Source organism: Reyranella sp. (assembly GCF_004296935.1).
Taxonomy (GTDB): domain Bacteria; phylum Pseudomonadota; class Alphaproteobacteria; order Reyranellales; family Reyranellaceae; genus Reyranella.
Window position 1 is genome coordinate 1 of record NZ_SCVH01000061.1, and the last position, 18,646, is coordinate 18,646.

The window sequence follows — 18,646 nt, forward strand, 5'->3', positions numbered from 1 at the left end:
GCTCGGCGTACTGTTGACGTTGGGTGTGCCTGCGAGCGATGCCGGGCGAGGCATCAAACTCTTCGCAATATTGAAGGAAGGAATGAAAATTGACTGGTAATACCATAATATTAAACATCAATTTATATTTGTCATAATATATATTATACGATAATCAGAAATGAGGCCAGACACCGTGCCATCGGCGCGTCCAACGGCGGAAACGCTTCCCCGCGAACCAATGGCCCGCCTCTTGGCGGTCATGGCCTGGCTGCGCGACCGTACCCATGGCTGCCCTTGGGATATCGACCAGACGTTCCGGACGATCGCGCCCTATACGATCGAGGAAGCCTACGAAGTCGCCGACGCCATCCAGCGCAACGACATGCCGGCCCTCAAGGAGGAACTGGGCGACCTGCTTCTCCAGGTCGTCTATCACGCCCAGATGGCACAGGAAGCCGAGGTGTTCGGCTTCGCCGACGTGGCGGCCGCCGTGGCCGACAAAATGGTGGATCGGCACCCCCATGTCTTCGGCGATACCCGGATCGACACCGCCGAGGCCCAGACCGTGTCCTGGGAGGCACGCAAGGCCGCCGAACGTGCAGCCAAGCAGACAGCCGAACCGGCAGGAGCCCTGGACGGGGTGGCACGCGCTCTTCCCGCTCTTCTGCGTGCCGAGAAGATCCAGAAGCGTGCCGCCCGCGTCGGCTTCGACTGGAAGGAAACCACGCCCGTCATCGACAAGATCGAGGAGGAGCTGGGCGAATTGCGCGCCGAGATCACCGCCGGCACCGTCGATCAAGCCCGCCTGACCGATGAATTGGGCGACGTGCTGTTCGCCGTCACCAACCTCGCGCGCCACTGCAAGGTCGATCCCGAGGCTGCGTTACGGGCCACCAACGACAAGTTCGAGCGCCGTTTCCGCTACATCGAACGCCAGCTTGCCGGCCAGGGCCGGAAGCCTGCCGACGCCACGCTGATGGAAATGGAAACGCTTTGGCAGGAAGCCAAGACCCGCGTCTAAGGCCGGCCTGCTAAGGGCGCGGCGCCAGCAGCGGCATCTCGATGGCCTCGAACACCGCCCTCACCTCGACCAAGGTCGCCAGCGAGGCGGCGCTGATGATGCCGGCATCGGTCGGCTGCGCCGCTCCGTAGGGCGTGCCGTCGAAGCGCAGGGAGCCGCCGCCTGCTTCGGCCATCATCAGCGCGCCTGCGGCATGGTCCCAAGGCTTGGTGGTGCGGTAGAGGCTGAAGCCCGCCCGGCCCGACAGGATGTCGAGATACTCGACGCCGGCACAGCGCTGGGTCGAGATGCGCCCGAGTCTCTGGCGATCGGACGCCGGCAATTGCTTGTCGAAGGCCTTGCGGATCTTGTAGCCGACGAAGCCGTCGGGAACCCCGGCAGACGCCGCGCCGGTCACCGGGACGCCATCGAGCGTGACGCCCTGCCCTTTGATCGCAACCGCCATCCGCCCCCTCGGCGCGTCAAAGATCCAGGCTCCGACCGTGACCGCGTCGCGCACGAGGCATACGATCACGGCGAAAATTTCCTTGCCGGCCGCGAAGTTTGCAGTGCCATCCAGGGGATCCACGATCCAGCACATCTCGCCCGGGCGGCCGATCAAGTCGACCAGGCCGGGATCGGCCTCGACCGCCTCCTCGCCCACCACAGGAACGCCCGGCAGGATCTTCGCCAGGCCCGCCGCCAGCCGCCGTTCGGCCGCGACATCGGCCACGGTGACCACGTCACCCGGCCCCTTCTCGCGGATATCGTCCTTGGAGAGGTTGCGAAACCGCGGCAGCAACTCAGCTGCCGCCGTGTCCCGGATCAGTTCGGTGACCCGCGACGGGTCGCCACTACCCAGCATTCCGGTCAGCCAACGACGCCGAACAGGTCCTCTTCCTTGAGGATGACATGATCGACGCCGCCGATCTTGACCTCGGTGCCCGACCACTTGCCGTAGATCACCTTGTCGCCGACCTTGACGTCGATCGCCTGCAGCCGCCCGTCCTCGAGCCGCTTGCCCTTGCCGACGGCCACGACCTCGCCCTGCATCGGCTTTTCCTGCGCCGTGTCCGGGATGATGAGGCCGCCCTTGGTCTTGGTTTCCGCGGTCATCGGCTTGAGCAGCAGCCGATCATGCAAAGGCTTGAATTTCATGGCATTTCCTTCGTCTGGGACGGTGCCGCTTATAGATTTTGCGCCGCAGGCATGTCAACGCGCGAGCCGGCGCTCCAACTGCGCCGCGGCAGCGGTATCCAGGGCCACGGTCAGCAACGCCAATTCGCCTTCGTCGCGGCGGTCGCGGACCTCGCCGTGGCGGTAGAGCCAGGCAATGGTGGCGCCGTCGCTCAACGGTACGGAAATCTCGCGCGCGGTCCCGGACCGGCCGAGAAATTCACCGATGGCCTCGAGAAGGCGGTCGACCCCCTCCCCGGTCAAGGCTGAAACGGGATACTGAAGCGCCCGGGCGGCGCCGGCGGCGGCACGGGTCTGCAGCGTGTCCAGCCTGTCCGCCGGCAGCGCGTCGATCTTGTTCAGCGCCTCGATCAGCGGCTTGCCCCCACCTTCCTCGAGCGCCCCGAGTTCCTTCAACACCTGCTCGACATCAGCACGCTGTTGCTCGGTCTCGGGGTGGGCGATGTCGCGGACATGGACGATCAGGTCTGCTTCGATCACCTCTTCGAGGGTCGCTCGGAAGGCGGCAACGAGATGGGTCGGCAGATCCGAGACAAACCCTACCGTGTCGGAGATTACGCATCCCTTGCCGTTTGGCAGCTTGATCGACCGCATGGTCGGGTCGAGCGTGGCGAAAAGCAGGTCCTTGGCCATTACGCCGGCGCCCGAGAGTCGGTTGAACAGCGTCGACTTGCCGGCGTTGGTGTAACCGACCAGTGCGACCGTCGGCAGCCGCGCCTTCTTGCGGCCGACGCGATTGACGGCACGCGTCCGCTGCACGCCCTCAAGGTCGCGCTTGATGCGCACGATGCGCTCGCCGATGAGGCGGCGGTCGATTTCGATCTGGGATTCGCCGGGACCACCCAGGAAGCCGAAGCCGCCGCGTTGCCGCTCGAGATGGGTCCACGACCGAACCAACCGACCGCGCTGGTAGTCGAGCGCTGCGAGTTCGACTTGCAGCCGGCCTTCGTGTGTCCGGGCGCGGGCACCGAAGATTTCCAGGATGAGGCCTGTCCGGTCGATGACCTTGGTCTGCCAGGCTTTCTCGAGGTTGCGTTGCTGAACCGGCGTCAGTCTGTCGTCGACGATCACCAGGCCGATGCCCAGTTCGTCCACAGCCTCCTTCAGCCGTTCGACGACGCCTTTGCCCAGCAGCGTGGCGGGCGTGACGCGTCGCAGCGGCGCGGTCTGCGCCAGACGGACGTCGATGTCGATCGCCCGCGCCAATCCAACGGCCTCATTGAGCTTGGCCTCGCTGTCGCGTTCCTCGCCCCGGCCACGCGTATAGGGGCACAGAACGGCGGCCACCGTCGCCGGCCGTGCGGTGTCGTTGGGCGTACGCTTGCGCCTTTCGTGGACTTCCTGCTCGAGGTCTTCGATCAAATCAGCCTGCTGCCTCGGCTTTGTCCCCGTCGAACAGCTGTACCGGGGTCACCGGCATGATGGTCGAAATCGCATGCTTGTAGACCAGCTGCGAGTGACCGTCGCGGCGCAGAAGCACCGAGAAATTGTCGAACCACGTGACGATTCCCTGCAATTTCACGCCGTTCACGAGGAATATCGTGACCGGAGTCTTGTTCTTTCGCAGGTGGTTCAGGAACACGTCCTGAACGTTTTGTGCCTTTTCGCTCATGTTCTTGGCCTCTTGCTGGGCGGCCGGTTCCCCGAAGGTCGCCGGTTTGGGGGGCGCGGGGCTCTCCCCGCTACCGAGTTGAAACAAATATAGGGGACGCTTGGGTCAAAGCAATGCTAGCAACTCATGACAATTACGTGCCCTGAGGCGGGGCGGATGTTCCAGCAGGGAGGCGGAGAGTTGTTCCGCCCCCCCGACCAGAACGGGTAAACACCCCGCCGCATGGGCACATTGGAGGTCGGCAAGGGAGTCTCCGACCATCCATACGGTCTCGTCAGGGGCAATTCCCGTGCCGTCGAGGGCCAAATAGATGGGATCGGGGGCAGGCTTGTCGCGTTTGGCGTCTTTGGCACCCACCGCACGGGCGATCCAACGTTGCCAGCCTAGGTGGGCCATCTCGGTGCGCAGGTTTTCACCCACCTTGTTGCTGACCACCGCCACGTAGCAACCGGCCTCCCGGCAGCGTGCCAGCAGCGCATCGGCCCCCGGCAGCGGCTGCAAGCGCTCCAGATGGATGCGGTGAAAGGTCTCGTAGAAGACTCGTTCGGCCTCGCCCGCCTGTTCGCCGAAGAGCTTGGGGAAGACATCGCGCAACGAACCATGGGCGCGGACTTGCACCTCTTCCGCCGTCCAGGGAATCAATCCCAGGGCCGTGAAGGTATCGTGGTAGCACTCGACGATCGTGGGCCAGGTGTTGACCAGGGTGTTGTCCCAGTCGAACAGCACGGCGCGGGGCAGTTTGACCGCGGCCGAACCGCTCATGTAACCGCCTCTCCGGCTGCGGCAAAGCGCACGTATTCCTCGCGCAGACGCCGCGCCGTCAGGCCGACTTTGCCATCGCCCACGGCTTCGCCGTCAATCTTGACCACCGGCATCACGAACGAGGTTGCACTGGTGATAAACGCTTCCTTCGCCTTCTTGGCCTCCGCCAGTGAAAACGGGCGCTCGACGAACTTGAGCTGCAGCGCGTTGCACAGCGACTTCAGCGTGTGACGCGTGATGCCGGCCAGGATGCCGTTGTCGGTCTGTCGCGTCACGAGTTCGCCATCCTGCGTCACGATCCAGGCGTTGGTCGACGCGCCTTCGGTCACACAACCGTCAGCATCGATCAACCATGCTTCATACGCGCCGCTTTCCCGCGCCGCCTGCTTGGCCAGGACATTCGGCAACAAGGCCACGGTCTTGATGTCGCAACGCTCCCACCGGATGTCGGGCTGGCTCTTGACGGCAATCCCCGGGCCGGGATCGGCATCGGCGCGCTTGCTGTTCTTGGTCGTGAGCACCAACGCGGGCTTCACCGGCACGGTCGGAAAGGCATGATCGCGACGGGCGACGCCGCGAGTCACCTGCATATAGATCAACCCGTCGCGCAGACGGTTCCGGCGCATCAGTTCACGCATGATGAAGGCCAACGCCGCGCGGGTAACCGGCCAACCGATCCTGAGTTCGCGCAACGACCTGTCGAGCCGATCGATATGAGGACCCTCGTCTATCAGCCGGCCGTCGCGCACGCCGACAACTTCGTAGACGCCATCGGCAAGCTGGTAGCCCCTGTCCTCGATATGGACGCTGGCCTCGCGGTGATCGACGTAGCGGCCATTTACATACGCGTAGCGGGCCATGCCGCACTCCTTCGCTTCTCAGCCCGTGGGGTCCGTCTCGTTGCGCTCGTCGGGTGTGCTTCCGTGCAGCCCCAGCGACTTCAGCTTGCGGTGCAGGGCCGAACGCTCCATGCCGACGAAGGTCGCCGTACGCGAAATGTTTCCGCCAAACCGCGTGACCTGAGCCAGCAGGTATTCTCGCTCGAAGACCTCGCGGGCATCGCGCAGCGGCAACTGCATGATTTCTCCACCCTTTTCCCAGCGCAGGACCGACGGTGCGTCCTCGCTGACGTCGCTGGGCAATACGTCGGCCCGGATCGGGCCGCCGCCCACCGGTGCCAGGATCAGCAGCCGCTCGATGACGTTGCGTAGTTGCCGGACGTTTCCCGGCCAATCGTGCCCTTGCAATGCGGCCAATGTGTCCTCGCCGATCGTCCGCGACGGCAGACCGGTCGCGTCCGCAACCCGTCGCAGGAGGTCGGCGGAGAGCTCGGGGATATCCTCGCGGCGTTCGCTGAGCGGCGGCACGCGCAGCGAGACCACGTTCAGCCGGTGATACAGTTCCTCCCGAAACTGCCCCGAGGCGATTTCTTCCTGCAGGGTCCGGCTCGTCGAGGCAAGGACGCGGACGTCGACCTCGACGCGCGTCTTGCCGCCATCGCGCACGAAGGACTGTTCCTGGAGAACCCGCGCCAATCGGGCTTGCAGCGCCAGCGGCAGATCGGCGACTTCCTTGAGCAGCAAAGTGCCACCGTGGGCCATCTCGAAAGCGCCCGAGACGCGGAGTGTATCGCCTTCGGTCTCGCCGTCGGTGCCGAACAGTTCGATGTCCAGTCGTTCGGCGGGCAACGTCGAGCAATTGACCACGACGAACGGACCATCGGCCCGCTTGGAGCTCAGATGGATCAGGCGGCCCATGGTTTCCTTGCCTGCCCCGGAAGCGCCGACGATCAGGACGCGGCTGCCAGTGGGGGCAACCCGCTCGATCTGGGCGCGGACGCTCGCGGCACTCGCCGAAGATCCAACGAACGTGACATCTCCCCCCGCCCGTCGGCGCAAGGACGCGTTCTCGCGCTTGAGCTTGTCGGCCTCGATGGCGCGATCGACGACCAGCAGCAAGCGATCGGCTTTGAAGGGCTTCTCGATGAAATCGTAGGCACCCGTCTTGATCGCCGACACCGCGGTGTCGATCGTGCCGTGGCCGCTGATCATGACGACGGGAATGGGCGGATCCTCTCGGCGGATGACCTCGAGGAGTTGCAGGCCGTCGAGTTCGCTGCCCTGCAGCCAAACGTCCAGGATCACGAGCGCCGGCCGGCGCTGGCGCACGGCGTCGATCGCCTCGGTGCTGTTGTGGGCGCGCCGGGCGACGTGGCCCTCATCCTCAAGAATACCTGCGATCAGCGTGCAGATGTCGCGCTCGTCATCGACGATCAGGATGTCGTGGGCCATGGCTCTTCAAGCAGTCCGCTACTATCGCTGCGGATCATTGTGCGGCTGTCGCATGCGGTCGAGCCGACGCGATTTCCTTCGCGTCTCGCCGGAATACCAGACTGATGCTCGCACCGCCACCCTCACGGTCCTCCAGAGCGAGATACCCACCGTGGTCTTCCATGATTTTTTTTACGATCGCCAAGCCCAAGCCCGTACCTTTGCTGCGGGTCGTCATGTAAGGCTCGGTCAGACGCTCCCGCCCTTCCTTCGGCAGGCCCTTGCCGTTGTCCTCGATGATGATGCGCACCGTGGCACCGTCGTCCGTCAGGGCCAGCGAGATTTCGCCCGGCGGCAGCGGTGTGGCCGATGACGCCTCCCGGCCTTCGATTGCCTCAGCTGAATTCTTCAAGATGTTGGTCAGCACCTGGCCAACCTGGCGGCGGTCACAAATCAGTGGAATTGCACTCTCCGGCAGGCGCGAGACATAGCGAATGTCGGGGTTTCCGTTACGCTGAAGGAACAGCGCCTGCTGGCAAAGCTCCTTGGCGTCTTCGACCTGCACCGTTGGCCTGGGCATGCGGGCAAAAGACGAGAATTCGTCGACCATGCGACCGATGTCGCCGACCTGTCGAATGATCGTGTCGGTGCAGATCGTGAACGTTTCGGGGTCTTCCTTGATCTGCTTCAGGTAGCGACGTTTCAACCGCTCGGCAGAAAGCTGGATCGGCGTGAGCGGGTTCTTGATCTCGTGCGCGATGCGCCGCGCCACGTCGCCCCAGGCCGCCATCCGCTGCGCCGACATGAGGTCGGTCACGTCGTCGAAGGTGACGACATAGCCGGCGTCTGAGGCAGCACTGATCCGGACCAGGAGGATGCGCCGCACGCCCCGTTGCAGGATTTCGACCTGTCCCTGGGTGACACGATCCGACCGCTCTGCCGCCTGCACGACGAGTGCGGCAACCTCGGGCATGACGTCGGTCAACGGCCGTCCCAAAACGCCATCTTCGGGCAGTGCCAAAAGTTCGAGCGCCGAGCGGTTGCTGCGGGCAACGATGCCCTTGCTGTCAACACTGAGTACGCCTGCCGACACACCCGCCAGTACGGCATCGGTAAGGCGTCGACGGGTATCGAGTTCCTTGTTGGCGTTGACCAATTCGCCGCGCTGCTGCTCGATCTGGCTCGCCATGCGATTGAATGAGCGCGCGAGCTGACCCAGTTCGTCATTCGGTGGCCCCTCTTCCACACGTGTCGTGAGGTCACCACCTCGTACCCGCTCGGCCGCCAGCATCAGGCCGCCGATCGGCGCCGTCAGGCGGGTCGCGAACAGAATCGCCAGCCAAACGGCCGCCAGCAGCATCAGAAAGGCGATGGCACCGCAGACCAGGAAGATGACGAGCTGACTGCGCTGCAGGGCAGACTCGATCTGCGAGTAGAACGTTCCGGCGAACTCGATGCTCTTGATGTAGTCGACGACCCTGAGATCGACGGCATGGCCGGTTGCCAGGAAGAGCGGCTCGCCGACGAAAAGCTGCATGACGAAGTAAGCGCCCTTCGCGGAGTCGAACTGGACCGGGCGCCCTTGATTGACCGCCTGCCAGAGATACCTCGCCGACGGCAGCGGATCGACCATGCCCTCGGCATCGGCCGCCTGGGCCCGTGCGATCACGCCCTTGTCGGCATCGAAGACGGTTGCCTCGATAATCGGACGGCCATCGATCAGCGTTTCCAGGAGCCGCTTCGTGACCTCGCCGTCACGAATTCCATCGACGCCCAGAGCTTGCAAAGGAGCAGCGATTGCACCGATGTCGCGCAGAATTTCCTCTTCCCGGGCGCGTCGCACCGGCTCGCCGATTGTCCGAGCCGCCTCGTAGGCGGCCTGCGACGGCTTCACGACGAAATCCGTCAGGTTGAGAAAAAGCAGAGAAAGAATGATAGCGACGATCAGCGTCGGCGTGATGGTAAAGACGCTGCAGACCAGCACGAGGCGCATGTGAAGCCGTGAGCCAGCCGCGCCACGTCGTCGATCCAGCCATAGTTGTGTCAGGCGAACGGCGAGCACTGCCACGAGGGCGATGGCGATGACGAGGTCCGAGACCAGAAGGCCGGTCATCCAGCCGAGGGTCCCGAACGCCGCCGGCACGAACCCCGCCAACCAGGCATAGGTGGTGGCGCCGGCAACGATGGCCAGGATAGCAAGGGACACTGCCGCAAAGCGGCCGCTCAGACCGCGGAGCACCGCGCTTACCGTGTCGCCCAAGCGTGAAACGCCCAGCGCAGTTGTCACTAGAGTCACCCGCCTCGGCGAACCTGCGGCGTACGAACCACTGGGACGTCGAGGTCCTTTATCTTCTTGCGCAACGTATTGCGATTGAGCCCTAGAAGTCGGGCTGCGCGCAACTGATTCCCGCGCGTTGCCCCAAGCGCAAGCGATAGGAGCGGCCGCTCGACCTCGGAAATGACACGATCGTACATGCCGTCCGGCGGCAGCCGATCGCCATGGGCGGCGAACAGGGCTTGCAGGTGCCGGTCCATGGCGTCGGCCAGCGAGGCGTCGGCGAGACCGGGGCTGCTGGCGCCTGCGGGTTCGAACTCCGGAGCCTGGACGGCATCTGCAAGTTCCGACTCGATCGTCTCGACGCCGATCACCTCTTCCGAATAAAGCGCGGACAGGCGGCGGACGAGGTTTTCCAATTCACGCACATTGCCGGGCCAGCGGTGCTGACGCAGACGCGCCATGGCGTCCGTCGACAGCACCTTGGTCGGCAACCCGTCCATGGTCGCCGCACGCAGGAAATGGTTGGCCAGCTCCGGAATATCGTCGAGGCGTTCGCGCAGCGGCGGCAACCGGATCGGCACCACATTCAAGCGATAGAACAAATCCTCGCGGAACAGTCCCTGCTGAATCAGGCGACGCAGATCGCGATGGGTGGCGGCCACGATGCGGACATTGGCCTTGATCGGCGTGCGGCCGCCCACCGTCATGTACTCGCCTTCCTGCAGGACACGCAGCAGGCGGGTCTGCGCCTCGGGTGGCATGTCGCCGATCTCATCGAGGAACAGCGTACCGCCAGAAGCCTGCTCGAATTTGCCCGACGACCGCTGCACGGCACCGGTGAAGGCTCCGCGCTCGTGGCCAAACAGTTCGCTTTCGATCAGCTCGCGCGGGATGGCGGCCATGTTCAAGGCCACGAACGGCCCCTTGCGGCGCTTGCCATAGTCATGCAGCGCCCGTGCGACGAGCTCCTTGCCCGTGCCCGATTCACCCGACACCATCACGGTGAGGTCGGTCGACATCAACCGGGCCAGAGCGCGATAGATCTCCTGCATGGCCGCCGATCGGCCGATCAGCGGCAGGCGTTCGCTCTCCTCCGGTGGATGGGCGCCGCGCGGCATCGACGCGGCAGGCGCCGAGAGCGCCCGATTCACCACCGAGACCAATTCGTTGAGATCGAACGGCTTCGGCAGGTACTCGAACGCGCCCCGTTCGGTGGCACGCACCGCCGTCAATAACGTCGACTGGGCGCTCATCACGATGATGCGCAGATCGGGCCGGAGCTTGCGAATGCGCGGCACGAGGTCCAGGCCGTTTTCGTCAGGCATGACGACGTCGGTGATGACGAGTTGCCCCTCGCCTTCCTGGACCCACTGCCAAAGCGTCGCGGCAGCACCCGTGCTACGCACGGTGTGGCCCTGACGTCCCAGTGCCTGATGCAGGACCGTCCGAATCGCGCGATCGTCGTCGGCGATAAGAATTGTCGCAGAAGTGCTCATGGGACGGTCTGCGGGAATTGCATCGGCAGCATCACTCGGAATGTTGTCCGGCCGGGCTCGCTGTCGAATTCGATGGCCCCGCCGTGGTCGTTGATGATCTTGGCCACCAATGCAAGACCCAGGCCGGTTCCCGTCGGCTTGTTGGTCACGAATGCGTCAAACATGTGGGCACGGATCTCGTCGAGGACCCCACGCCCATTGTCGCGGACCGAAACGACCAGCGGCAGGTTGACCCTCGCCTGCTGGCCCGGGACAGCCAGGCGCAGGCCGTGGCGGAAACCGGTCGAAAGCTCGATCTCGCGCTCGCCGTCGCCCGGCGTTTCGCAGGCATTCTTCACCAGATTGAGGAACACCTGGATGAGCTGGTCGCGATCGCCATGGACCTCGGGCAGTGACGGATCGTAGGTCTCGATGAACCGTACGCCCTTGCCGAAGCCATTTTCGGAGAGGCGGCGAACGTGATTCAGGACCTGATGAATATTGATCGGGCCGCGGTCGATCGGGCGGCCATCGGCGAAAGCCTCCATCCGGTCGACCAGTGCCACGATCCGGTCGGTTTCCTCGCAGATCAGGCTGGTCAGCTCGCGGTCGCTGTCGGGAACGGATTGCTCGAGAAGCTGGGCGGCGCCGCGGATACCCGACAGCGGATTCTTGACTTCGTGCGCCAGCATGGCCGCGAGCGCGCTCACCGAACGGGCGGCGCTGCGATGAGACATCTGTCGATCGATGTTGCGCGCGATCGTCTGCTCGACCAGCGACACGGCGATCAGTCCGTCACTGTCGGCGACCGGCGACAGACGAAGGGCGCAGAATCGGGTCCCGATGCGCGGCGAGGCAAGCGTGATGCCGTTCTCTGCCAATGCACCGCCGCTTGTCTGTACCTGCTCGAGCAGCGAGAAGAGCGGCGTGTCATCTGGCACGAACTCATCCAGCGGATGGCCGACGAGGCGCGCGCGGCCGACGCCGAAGAACTGCTCAGCGGAAAGATTGGCGTATTGAATGAGCCGGCCGGCATCCACGACCACGACCGCCTCGGAGAGGGAATCCAGGATCGCCGCGGAAAACAGCTCGGGTGATGTGCCGGGGCGCTTGAGCGGGCGCAATGACATGTCAGGCCGCCTGCCGTTCGAGGGCGGGAAGGAAAAATGCGGCGAGCATCGCTCGCACCTTGGTGGGATCGGCCTCGCGATTGACGGCACCGCGAAAGTCGGCCGACGCCGGCAGACCCTTCGAGTACCAGCCGAGGTGCTTTCGCGCCATGCGCACACCCGTTTCGAGGCCATAATGCTCGAGCATCGATTCGTAGTGGGCCCGCACCGTGGCGTACTGCTCTACAAGGGCTGGATCCGGCAGCCGTTCACCCGTGCGCAGGTAATGGATCGCCTGGTTGAGGAACCATGGCCGTCCGTAGGCGCCGCGCCCGATCATTACGCCGTCGGCGCCCGATTGGGCCAGCGCCTGGTCGACGTCATCGAGCGTGTTGATGTCGCCGTTCACGATCACCGGCAGGTTCGTCGCCGCCTTGACGTTGGCTACAAACGCCCAATCGGCATGGCCTTCGTAGAATTGGCATCGTGTGCGGCCGTGCACCGTCAGCATCCGGATGCCGCAGGCCTCGGCGATGCGCGCGAGGTTGGGGGCATTGCGGTTGGTCTCATCCCAGCCCGTGCGCATCTTGAGCGTCACCGGAAGCTTCACGGCCTTGACCGTGGCTTCCAGAATCTTCGCGGCATGCACTTCGTCGCGCATCAGGGAGGATCCGGCATGGCCATTCACGACCTTCTTCACCGGACAGCCGAAGTTGATGTCGATGATGGCCGCTCCCCGGTCCTCGTTCAGCTTGGCGGCCTCAGCCATTACTTCGGGCTCGCAGCCGGCGAGTTGGACCGACATCGGGAATTCTTCCGGTGAATTCTTGGCCATCAGCAGCGTCTTGCGGTTCTCGCGCACCATCGCCGCCGAGGCGATCATCTCGGACACGACCAACCCCGCGCCGCCGCGCTTGACCATCCGGCGGAATGGCATGTCGGTGACTCCCGACATCGGAGCCAGGATGATGGGGTCCTCAAGACGGACCGGACCGATATCGACGGGGCGGAGTCGGTTGGCGCTGACCATTACTCTTGCTCAGTTAATAGGCATCTTGTGCAGTGCACAATAATTGAGCGAGCATTACCGGGTCCAGCCCCCTTCTGCAAGGGTCTGAAGTGCGCACCCCCTGTCGCGGTGTTATTAACCGCCCGTGCCCACCTGTACCGCCTTGATCGTCGCCGCTGGCCGCGGCAGCCGCTTCGGTGGCCCCCTGCCCAAGCAGTATGCGCTTTTGGGCACTCAGCCCGTCCTTTGGCACACCCTCACAGCACTTCGGGGTGCCCCCGGCATTAGCCAGATCCAGGTCGTGATCGCCCCTGGTGACGAGCTTCTCTACCAGGCCTCCGCCGCCGGGTTCGACCTCCCACCGCCCGTCGCCGGCGGCGCAAGCCGGCAACTCTCGGTTCTGAACGGGCTCGAGGCGCTGGCCGGAGCCCCTCCGGACTTTGTCGCCATCCACGACGCCGCCCGTCCCTTCGTGCGGCCAACCGACATCGCGGCCTGCCTCGACGCCGCGGCGGTGCCCGGCATCGACGGTGCGGTCCTCGGCGTGGCACTCGCCGACACGCTGAAGCGCGTCAAGAACGATGGTGTTATTTCCGAGACGGTCCCGCGTCGCCACCTTTGGCGGGCGCAGACGCCTCAGGTCTTCCGCTTCGCCCGGTTGCTCGAAGCGCATCGCGCCTCAGCGCCCCTTGGGGCGACCGAGGCGACGGCCCTGACCGACGATGCCGCCGTCGCTGAACGCGCCGGCCTCAAGGTCGTCATGGTGGCCGGCAGCGGCGATAACGCCAAGATCACCACCATCGAGGACCTGCAGCGGGCGGCGACGATGGAAACACGCACCGCGTTCGGCTTCGACGTCCACGGCTTTGCGCCGGGCAGCGCCGTCGTGCTGGGCGGGATCGCCATCCCGCATGGCCAGGCGCTCAGTGGCCACTCCGACGCGGACGTGGCGTTACATGCCTTGACCGATGCCGTGCTCGGGACGATCGGTGCCGGCGACATCGGCAAGCATTTCCCACCGTCCGATCCGCAATGGCGCGGCGCGTCCTCCGACCGCTTCATGCGTCATGCCGTCGGCCTTCTCGCCGAGCGCGGCGGGCGGATCGTCCATCTCGATCTCACCCTGATCTGCGAAGCGCCGCGCATCGGCCCACACCGCGAAGCGATGGTCGACAGCATCGCCCGCATCGCCGGTGTCGGCCGGGACCGCGTGAGCGTGAAAGCGACCACCACCGAAGGGCTGGGTTTCACCGGCCGGCGCGAGGGCATCGCCGCCCAGGCGGTCGCGACCGTGGAAGTGCCGAGAAGCTAGAGGTTCGCATGTTCGATCACGAGATGAGAGAAGCAGCCGAGCGCGTGTTGGTCGCCTGCCGCAAGCGTAAACTCAAGGTCGTGACCGCCGAGTCGTGCACCGGCGGGTTGGTGGCAGCCACTCTCACCGCCATCGCCGGCTCATCCGACGTCGTCGAACGCGGCTTCGTCACCTACGCCAACGAAGCCAAGCGGGAAATGCTGGGCGTGCCATGGGATGCACTGCTCGGTCATGGGGCCGTCAGCGAACCCGTGGCCCGGGCGATGGCGACAGGCGCCCTCACCCATTCCCAGGCCGACATTGCGGTCTCGGTGACGGGGGTTGCCGGTCCCGGCGGCGGCTCCGAAGACAAGCCCGTCGGACTGGTCCATCTGGCGGCCGTTCGGACCGGCCACGAGCCGATCGTCGAACGTCACGTCTTCCCCGGCGATCGCGACGTGATCCGCCGTGTCTCGGTCCTTACTGCGCTTGCGATGCTGGCGTCGCTGGCCGAACGCTAGGCCTGCCGTAGAGCTGGGTGGCGCGCGCCTCGAAGGCCGAGACCATGCGACGGACTGCCTCGGCGAAGAGCAGGCGGACCGTCTGCTGCAACAGCATCGAGCGGAAGTCGAACTCGAGTTCGAAATCGATCATCGTGCCGTTGGGATGAGGCTGGAAGGTCCAGCGGCTGATCAGCCGGCGGAACGGACCTTCGATCCCCGTCGTGTCGATGCGCGGACCACCCGGCAGATCCGGCGCCAGTTCGACCCTGGAAACGAACTTTTCGTGGAAGGGACCGAAACCGATCGCCAATTCGGCGATCTCGACTGCGCCATCGCGCTGGCGTACCCGGGCAGCATGGCACCACGGCAGAAACTCAGGATAGCGCCCGACATCGGCCACGAGGTCGAACAGCTGCATCGGCGTATGGCCGACGAGGCGGCGCTCGGCGTGGCGGGTCGTCAAGGTCCGGTCAGGCCCGCGACCGGCTGGCCAGTCGCTCCGACCGCGCGGCGCGCAGGCGGGCGAAGTCATCGCCCGCATGGTAGCTCGAGCGGGTGAGCGGCGAGGCCGAGACCATCAGGAACCCCTTGGCGCGGGCGAGCCTCGTCAGTTCCTCGAATTCGGCCGGCGTCCAGAAGCGATCGATCGGCGCATGCTTGGGCGTGGGTTGCAGGTACTGGCCGACGGTCAGGAAATCGACGTCGGCGGCACGCAGATCGTCCATCACCTGCAGTATCTCCTCGCGCGTCTCGCCAAGGCCGACCATCAGCCCGGACTTGGTGAACATCGAGGCGTCGATTTCCTTCACCTTCGCAAGCAGCCGTAGCGAGGTGAAATAGCGCGCGCCAGGCCGGACGGTCGGGTAGAGCCGAGGCACGGTCTCGAGATTGTGGTTGAAGACGTCGGGTCGCGCGGCAACCACGGTCTCGACAGCGCCATCCTTGCGCATGAAGTCAGGCGTTAGGATCTCGATGGTCGTCGATGGCGCCGACTTGTGCAGGGCCGTGATCACTTCGGCAAAATGCCCTGCCCCGCCATCATCGAGATCGTCGCGATCGACGGAAGTGACGACCACGTGGCCAAGGCCCAGCTTGCCGACCGCCTCGGCGATGTTGGCCGGTTCGTGCGGATTGAGTGCGCCGGGCTTGCCGGTGGCGACATTGCAGAAGGCACAGGCCCGCGTGCAGACCTCGCCCATGATCATGAAGGTGGCGTGCTTCTGCTTCCAGCACTCGCCGATATTTGGGCAGGCCGCCTCTTCACATACCGTCGTGAGGCCATACTCGCGCATCAGGCGCTTGGTCTCGGCATATTCCGGCGAGTTCGGTGCGCGCACGCGAATCCAGTCCGGCTTGCGCCGGATCGGATTGTCCGCCCGATGCGCCTTTTCGGGGTGCCGTTCGGCGCGGCTCAGGGGGAGCTTGTCGTGCGATCCGTCCATGACGCCCTAGATATGGAGCGTCCGGCCGTACGCCGCCAGTACCGACTCGTGCATCATCTCCGACAGCGTCGGATGCGGGAACACCGTGGCCATCAACTCGGCTTCCGTCGTCTCCAGCGTCTTGGCGATGCTATAGCCCTGGATCAGCTCGGTGACCTCGGCGCCGATCATGTGGGCACCCAGCAATTCGCCGGTCTTGGCGTCGAAGATCGTCTTGATGAAGCCCTCGGGCTCACCCAGGGCAATCGCCTTGCCGTTGCCGATGAAGGGAAACTTGCCGACCTTGAGTTGCAGACCCTTGGCTTTGGCTGCAGCCTCGGTCAGGCCGATGCTAGCCACCTGCGGCTGGCAATAGGTGCAGCCCGGGATGTTCTCGGTCTTCATCGGGTGCACGCCCTTTACGCCGGCGATCTTCTCGACCACCAGCACGCCCTCGTGCATCGCCTTGTGGGCGAGCCACGGCGGCCCCGCGACGTCGCCGATCGCATAGACGTTGGGCTCGCCTGTAAATCCCCACTGGTCGATCACAATGTGGGTCTTCTCGACCTTCACCTTGGTACCTTCGAGGCCAAGGTTTTCGACATTGCCGACGATACCCACGGCGCTGATCACGCGGTCGACGGTGATCTGCTCGGCTTTGCCGCCGACCGTGATGGTCGCGGTGACATTGTTGGCGCCCTTCTTCAGGTTCGACACGGCGGCGCTCGTGAGAATCTTCATGCCTTGCTTCTCAAAAGCACGCTTGGCAAAGGTGGACACCTCAGCGTCTTCGACCGGCAGGACGCGGTCCAGCACCTCGCAGACCGTTACTTCCGCGCCCATGGTTCGGTAGAAGCTCGCGAACTCGATGCCGATTGCGCCCGAACCGATCACCAGAAGCGACTTGGGAAACTCCGGCGGCACCATCGCTTCCTTGTAGGACCACACCAGCTTGCCGTCGGTCTCCAGACCCGGAAGCTGCCGCGCGCGGGCACCCGTCGCCAGGACCACGTTCTTGGCGGTGAGCGTGATGCTGCTCTTGTCGTTCATCGCCACGGCGAGCTTGCGCAAGGGCCCTTCCGTGCCGGCCAGCCTGGCCGCGCCGTCGAAGACCGCGATCTTGTTCTTCTTCATCAGACCCTTGACGCCGTTGCTGAGCTGGCTCGCGACCTTGCGCGAGCGTTCGACGATCTTCTTGGGGTCGAATGAAACCTCCTTCACCGACAGGCCGAAGGACTCGGCGTGCTTGATCAGGCTGTAGACTTCGGAGGTGCGCAGCAGCGCCTTGGTCGGGATGCATCCCCAGTTGAGGCAGATGCCGCCCATGTGCTCGCGCTCGACGACGGCGGTCTTGAGCCCGAGCTGGGCGGCGCGAATGGCAGCGACGTAGCCGCCCGGCCCGCCACCGACGACTATGATGTCGAAATTCGTTTCGGCCACAGCTCGCTCCTAGGCCAGCATTGCTGCCGGCTGCTCGACATAGGCACGCAGCGTCTGGAGGTACTGCGCCCCCATAGCACCGTCGACGACACGGTGATCGACCGCCAGCGTGCAGTTCATCATGTTACGCACGACCATCTGGCCCTTGCGAACCACTGCCCGTTCCTCGCCCGCACCGACGGCGAGGATCATCGCCTGTGGCGGGTTGATGATAGCGGCGAAATCCTTCACCCCGAACATGCCGAGGTTGGAGATGGTGAAGCCACCGCCCTGGAATTCCTCGAGCTTCAGCTTTCCCACCTTGGCCCGGGCCGCGAGATCCTTCATCTCCGCCGCGATCTGGGCCAGGCCCTTCATATCGGCGTTGCGCACGATCGGCGTGATCAGGCCGCGGTCGGTGGCAACGGCGACGGATATGTCGACGGCGCCGTATTGGATCATCTCGTCTTCGGTCCAAGAGGCGTTGCATTCCGGATGATCGCGCAGTGCTTTGGCGCAGGCCTTGATCACCATATCGTTGACCGAGACCTTGGTGCCCTTCTTCTCGACCACGGCATTGATGGCCTGGCGCGCCGCCAGCAAGGCATCGATCTCGAGCTCCACCGTCAGATAGAAATGCGGTACCTGCTGCTTCGACTCGAGCATGCGCCGCGCGATCACCTTGCGGATCGAGGTGTGCGGGATGCGGGTGTCACCCGGCGCCGCGAAGATCGGCTGCGGCGTGAAGGCCGGGGCCGCCTTCGGTGTCGGTGCCGCCGCGGGGGCCGCCCCCGGCTTGGCCTGCTCGACGTCGGCTTTGACGATGCGCCCGCCAGGCCCGCTGCCCTTGATCCGGGATAGGTCGAGCCCCTTGTCGGCCGCGATACGCCTGGCGAGCGGCGACGCGAAGACGCGGCCGCCCGAAGACACTGCTGCCGCAGATGCAGCCGGTGCGACGGGAGCAGGTGCTGCAGGCTTGGCAGCGGACGGCTCCGGTGCTGCGGCCGGTGTTGCGGCCGGTGCCGCTGCGGGAGCGGCGGGCGTGCTCGCAGGCACAGCCTTCTCGCCCTCCTCCAGGAGAATCGCGATGACGGCGTTCACCTTAACGCCCTCCGTTCCTTCCGGCACGACGAGTTGGCCGATCCGTCCCTCGTCGACGGCTTCGACTTCCATGGTCGCCTTGTCGGTCTCGATCTCGCACATCACCTGGCCGGACTTGACGGTGTCGCCCACCTTCACGTGCCACTTGGCGAGCTTGCCCTCCGTCATGGTCGGCGACAGCGCTGGCATCAGGATATTGATGGACATGGTCCCAGCC

Annotated in this window: 18 protein-coding genes; 3 read left to right on the top strand and 15 right to left on the bottom strand. The window is 64.9% G+C overall.

What is annotated here, in order from left to right; all coding sequences use genetic code 11:
• Window positions 1–220 precede the first annotated feature (220 nt).
• On the top strand, window positions 221–1,003 hold the full coding sequence (gene mazG, locus EPO55_RS08085; protein ID WP_296336105.1) for a nucleoside triphosphate pyrophosphohydrolase: 783 nt from the start codon (window positions 221–223) through the stop codon (window positions 1,001–1,003).
• A 10-nt stretch (window positions 1,004–1,013) separates the two neighbouring features.
• Here the strand turns inward: mazG and EPO55_RS08090 are convergent, their stop codons facing one another.
• From EPO55_RS08090 to dusB, 11 genes are all read right to left on the bottom strand, one after another.
• Window positions 1,014–1,847: an inositol monophosphatase family protein gene (locus EPO55_RS08090; RefSeq protein WP_296336107.1), complete on the bottom strand. Its 834-nt coding sequence runs from the start codon at window positions 1,845–1,847 to the stop codon at window positions 1,014–1,016.
• A gap of 5 nt (window positions 1,848–1,852) precedes the next feature.
• Entirely contained in the window at window positions 1,853–2,140 is a 288-nt protein-coding gene (locus EPO55_RS08095; protein ID WP_296336108.1) for a co-chaperone GroES, read from the bottom strand.
• Between the two features lie 54 nt (window positions 2,141–2,194).
• Window positions 2,195–3,541, bottom strand: a complete 1,347-nt coding sequence (hflX, locus tag EPO55_RS08100; RefSeq protein ID WP_296336110.1) for a GTPase HflX — start codon at window positions 3,539–3,541, stop codon at window positions 2,195–2,197.
• A 1-nt stretch (window position 3,542) separates the two neighbouring features.
• Window positions 3,543–3,791, bottom strand: coding sequence for an RNA chaperone Hfq (hfq, locus tag EPO55_RS08105; protein ID WP_296336111.1), 249 nt, complete (start codon window positions 3,789–3,791; stop codon window positions 3,543–3,545).
• A 105-nt stretch (window positions 3,792–3,896) separates the two neighbouring features.
• Window positions 3,897–4,553 carry an HAD hydrolase-like protein gene (locus EPO55_RS08110; protein ID WP_296336112.1) on the bottom strand — a complete coding sequence of 219 codons (657 nt, stop codon included), beginning with the start codon at window positions 4,551–4,553 and terminating at the stop codon, window positions 3,897–3,899.
• Window positions 4,550–5,413: a D-amino-acid transaminase gene (locus tag EPO55_RS08115; protein ID WP_296336113.1), complete on the bottom strand. Its 864-nt coding sequence runs from the start codon at window positions 5,411–5,413 to the stop codon at window positions 4,550–4,552. The genes EPO55_RS08110 and EPO55_RS08115 overlap by 4 nt, the downstream gene beginning before the upstream one ends.
• Before the next feature lie 18 nt (window positions 5,414–5,431).
• Window positions 5,432–6,844, bottom strand: a complete 1,413-nt coding sequence (locus EPO55_RS08120) for a sigma-54 dependent transcriptional regulator (RefSeq protein ID WP_296336115.1) — start codon at window positions 6,842–6,844, stop codon at window positions 5,432–5,434.
• A gap of 34 nt (window positions 6,845–6,878) precedes the next feature.
• Window positions 6,879–9,110 (bottom strand): PAS domain-containing sensor histidine kinase, encoded by a 2,232-nt coding sequence (locus tag EPO55_RS08125; RefSeq protein ID WP_296336116.1) that lies wholly within the window; start codon window positions 9,108–9,110, stop codon window positions 6,879–6,881.
• A gap of 5 nt (window positions 9,111–9,115) precedes the next feature.
• Window positions 9,116–10,597 carry a nitrogen regulation protein NR(I) gene (ntrC, locus tag EPO55_RS08130; protein WP_296336118.1) on the bottom strand — a complete coding sequence of 494 codons (1,482 nt, stop codon included), beginning with the start codon at window positions 10,595–10,597 and terminating at the stop codon, window positions 9,116–9,118.
• Complete coding sequence (locus EPO55_RS08135) at window positions 10,594–11,706, bottom strand: ATP-binding protein (protein ID WP_296336156.1); 1,113 nt, start codon at window positions 11,704–11,706, stop codon at window positions 10,594–10,596. The genes ntrC and EPO55_RS08135 overlap by 4 nt, the downstream gene beginning before the upstream one ends.
• A 1-nt stretch (window position 11,707) precedes the next feature.
• Entirely contained in the window at window positions 11,708–12,715 is a 1,008-nt protein-coding gene (gene dusB, locus EPO55_RS08140) for a tRNA dihydrouridine synthase DusB (RefSeq protein ID WP_296336119.1), read from the bottom strand.
• A gap of 124 nt (window positions 12,716–12,839) precedes the next feature.
• On the opposite strand from dusB, the gene EPO55_RS08145 reads away from it, so the two are divergent.
• Window positions 12,840–14,006, top strand: a complete 1,167-nt coding sequence (locus EPO55_RS08145; RefSeq protein WP_296336120.1) for a bifunctional 2-C-methyl-D-erythritol 4-phosphate cytidylyltransferase/2-C-methyl-D-erythritol 2,4-cyclodiphosphate synthase — start codon at window positions 12,840–12,842, stop codon at window positions 14,004–14,006.
• Window positions 14,007–14,014: 8 nt separating this feature from the next.
• Window positions 14,015–14,506: a CinA family protein gene (locus EPO55_RS08150; RefSeq protein WP_296336121.1), complete on the top strand. Its 492-nt coding sequence runs from the start codon at window positions 14,015–14,017 to the stop codon at window positions 14,504–14,506.
• Here the strand turns inward: EPO55_RS08150 and EPO55_RS08155 are convergent.
• The 4 genes from EPO55_RS08155 to EPO55_RS08170 are packed head-to-tail and all read right to left on the bottom strand — an operon-like array spanning window position 14,466 to window position 18,636.
• On the bottom strand, window positions 14,466–14,951 hold the full coding sequence (locus tag EPO55_RS08155) for a type II toxin-antitoxin system RatA family toxin (protein ID WP_296336122.1): 486 nt from the start codon (window positions 14,949–14,951) through the stop codon (window positions 14,466–14,468). The two genes, EPO55_RS08150 and EPO55_RS08155, sit on opposite strands and share 41 nt — an antisense overlap.
• A 7-nt stretch (window positions 14,952–14,958) precedes the next feature.
• Entirely contained in the window at window positions 14,959–15,930 is a 972-nt protein-coding gene (gene lipA / locus EPO55_RS08160; protein ID WP_296336123.1) for a lipoyl synthase, read from the bottom strand.
• 6 nt (window positions 15,931–15,936) lie between these two features.
• Window positions 15,937–17,349 carry a dihydrolipoyl dehydrogenase gene (lpdA, locus tag EPO55_RS08165; RefSeq protein WP_296336124.1) on the bottom strand — a complete coding sequence of 471 codons (1,413 nt, stop codon included), beginning with the start codon at window positions 17,347–17,349 and terminating at the stop codon, window positions 15,937–15,939.
• A 9-nt stretch (window positions 17,350–17,358) separates the two neighbouring features.
• A complete protein-coding gene (locus EPO55_RS08170; protein ID WP_296336125.1) occupies window positions 17,359–18,636 on the bottom strand; it encodes a pyruvate dehydrogenase complex dihydrolipoamide acetyltransferase in 1,278 nt (425 codons plus the stop codon).
• Window positions 18,637–18,646: the final 10 nt, after the last annotated feature.

Bases quoted from the DNA above. Each gene is read 5' to 3' on its own strand.
- EPO55_RS08150 (WP_296336121.1), top strand. From the start codon at position 14,015: ATGTTCGATCACGAGATGAGAGAAGCAGCCGAGCGCGTGTTGGTCGCC.
- hfq (WP_296336111.1), bottom strand. From the start codon at position 3,791: ATGAGCGAAAAGGCACAAAACGTTCAGGACGTGTTCCTGAACCACCTG.
- lipA (WP_296336123.1), bottom strand. From the start codon at position 15,930: ATGGACGGATCGCACGACAAGCTCCCCCTGAGCCGCGCCGAACGGCAC.
- EPO55_RS08135 (WP_296336156.1), bottom strand. From the start codon at position 11,706: ATGTCATTGCGCCCGCTCAAGCGCCCCGGCACATCACCCGAGCTGTTT.
- EPO55_RS08120 (WP_296336115.1), bottom strand. From the start codon at position 6,844: ATGGCCCACGACATCCTGATCGTCGATGACGAGCGCGACATCTGCACG.
- EPO55_RS08170 (WP_296336125.1), bottom strand. From the start codon at position 18,636: ATGTCCATCAATATCCTGATGCCAGCGCTGTCGCCGACCATGACGGAG.
- EPO55_RS08110 (WP_296336112.1), bottom strand. From the start codon at position 4,553: ATGAGCGGTTCGGCCGCGGTCAAACTGCCCCGCGCCGTGCTGTTCGAC.
- EPO55_RS08115 (WP_296336113.1), bottom strand. From the start codon at position 5,413: ATGGCCCGCTACGCGTATGTAAATGGCCGCTACGTCGATCACCGCGAG.
- mazG (WP_296336105.1), top strand. From the start codon at position 221: ATGGCCCGCCTCTTGGCGGTCATGGCCTGGCTGCGCGACCGTACCCAT.
- dusB (WP_296336119.1), bottom strand. From the start codon at position 12,715: ATGGTCAGCGCCAACCGACTCCGCCCCGTCGATATCGGTCCGGTCCGT.
- ntrC (WP_296336118.1), bottom strand. From the start codon at position 10,597: ATGAGCACTTCTGCGACAATTCTTATCGCCGACGACGATCGCGCGATT.
- EPO55_RS08095 (WP_296336108.1), bottom strand. From the start codon at position 2,140: ATGAAATTCAAGCCTTTGCATGATCGGCTGCTGCTCAAGCCGATGACC.
- EPO55_RS08090 (WP_296336107.1), bottom strand. From the start codon at position 1,847: ATGCTGGGTAGTGGCGACCCGTCGCGGGTCACCGAACTGATCCGGGAC.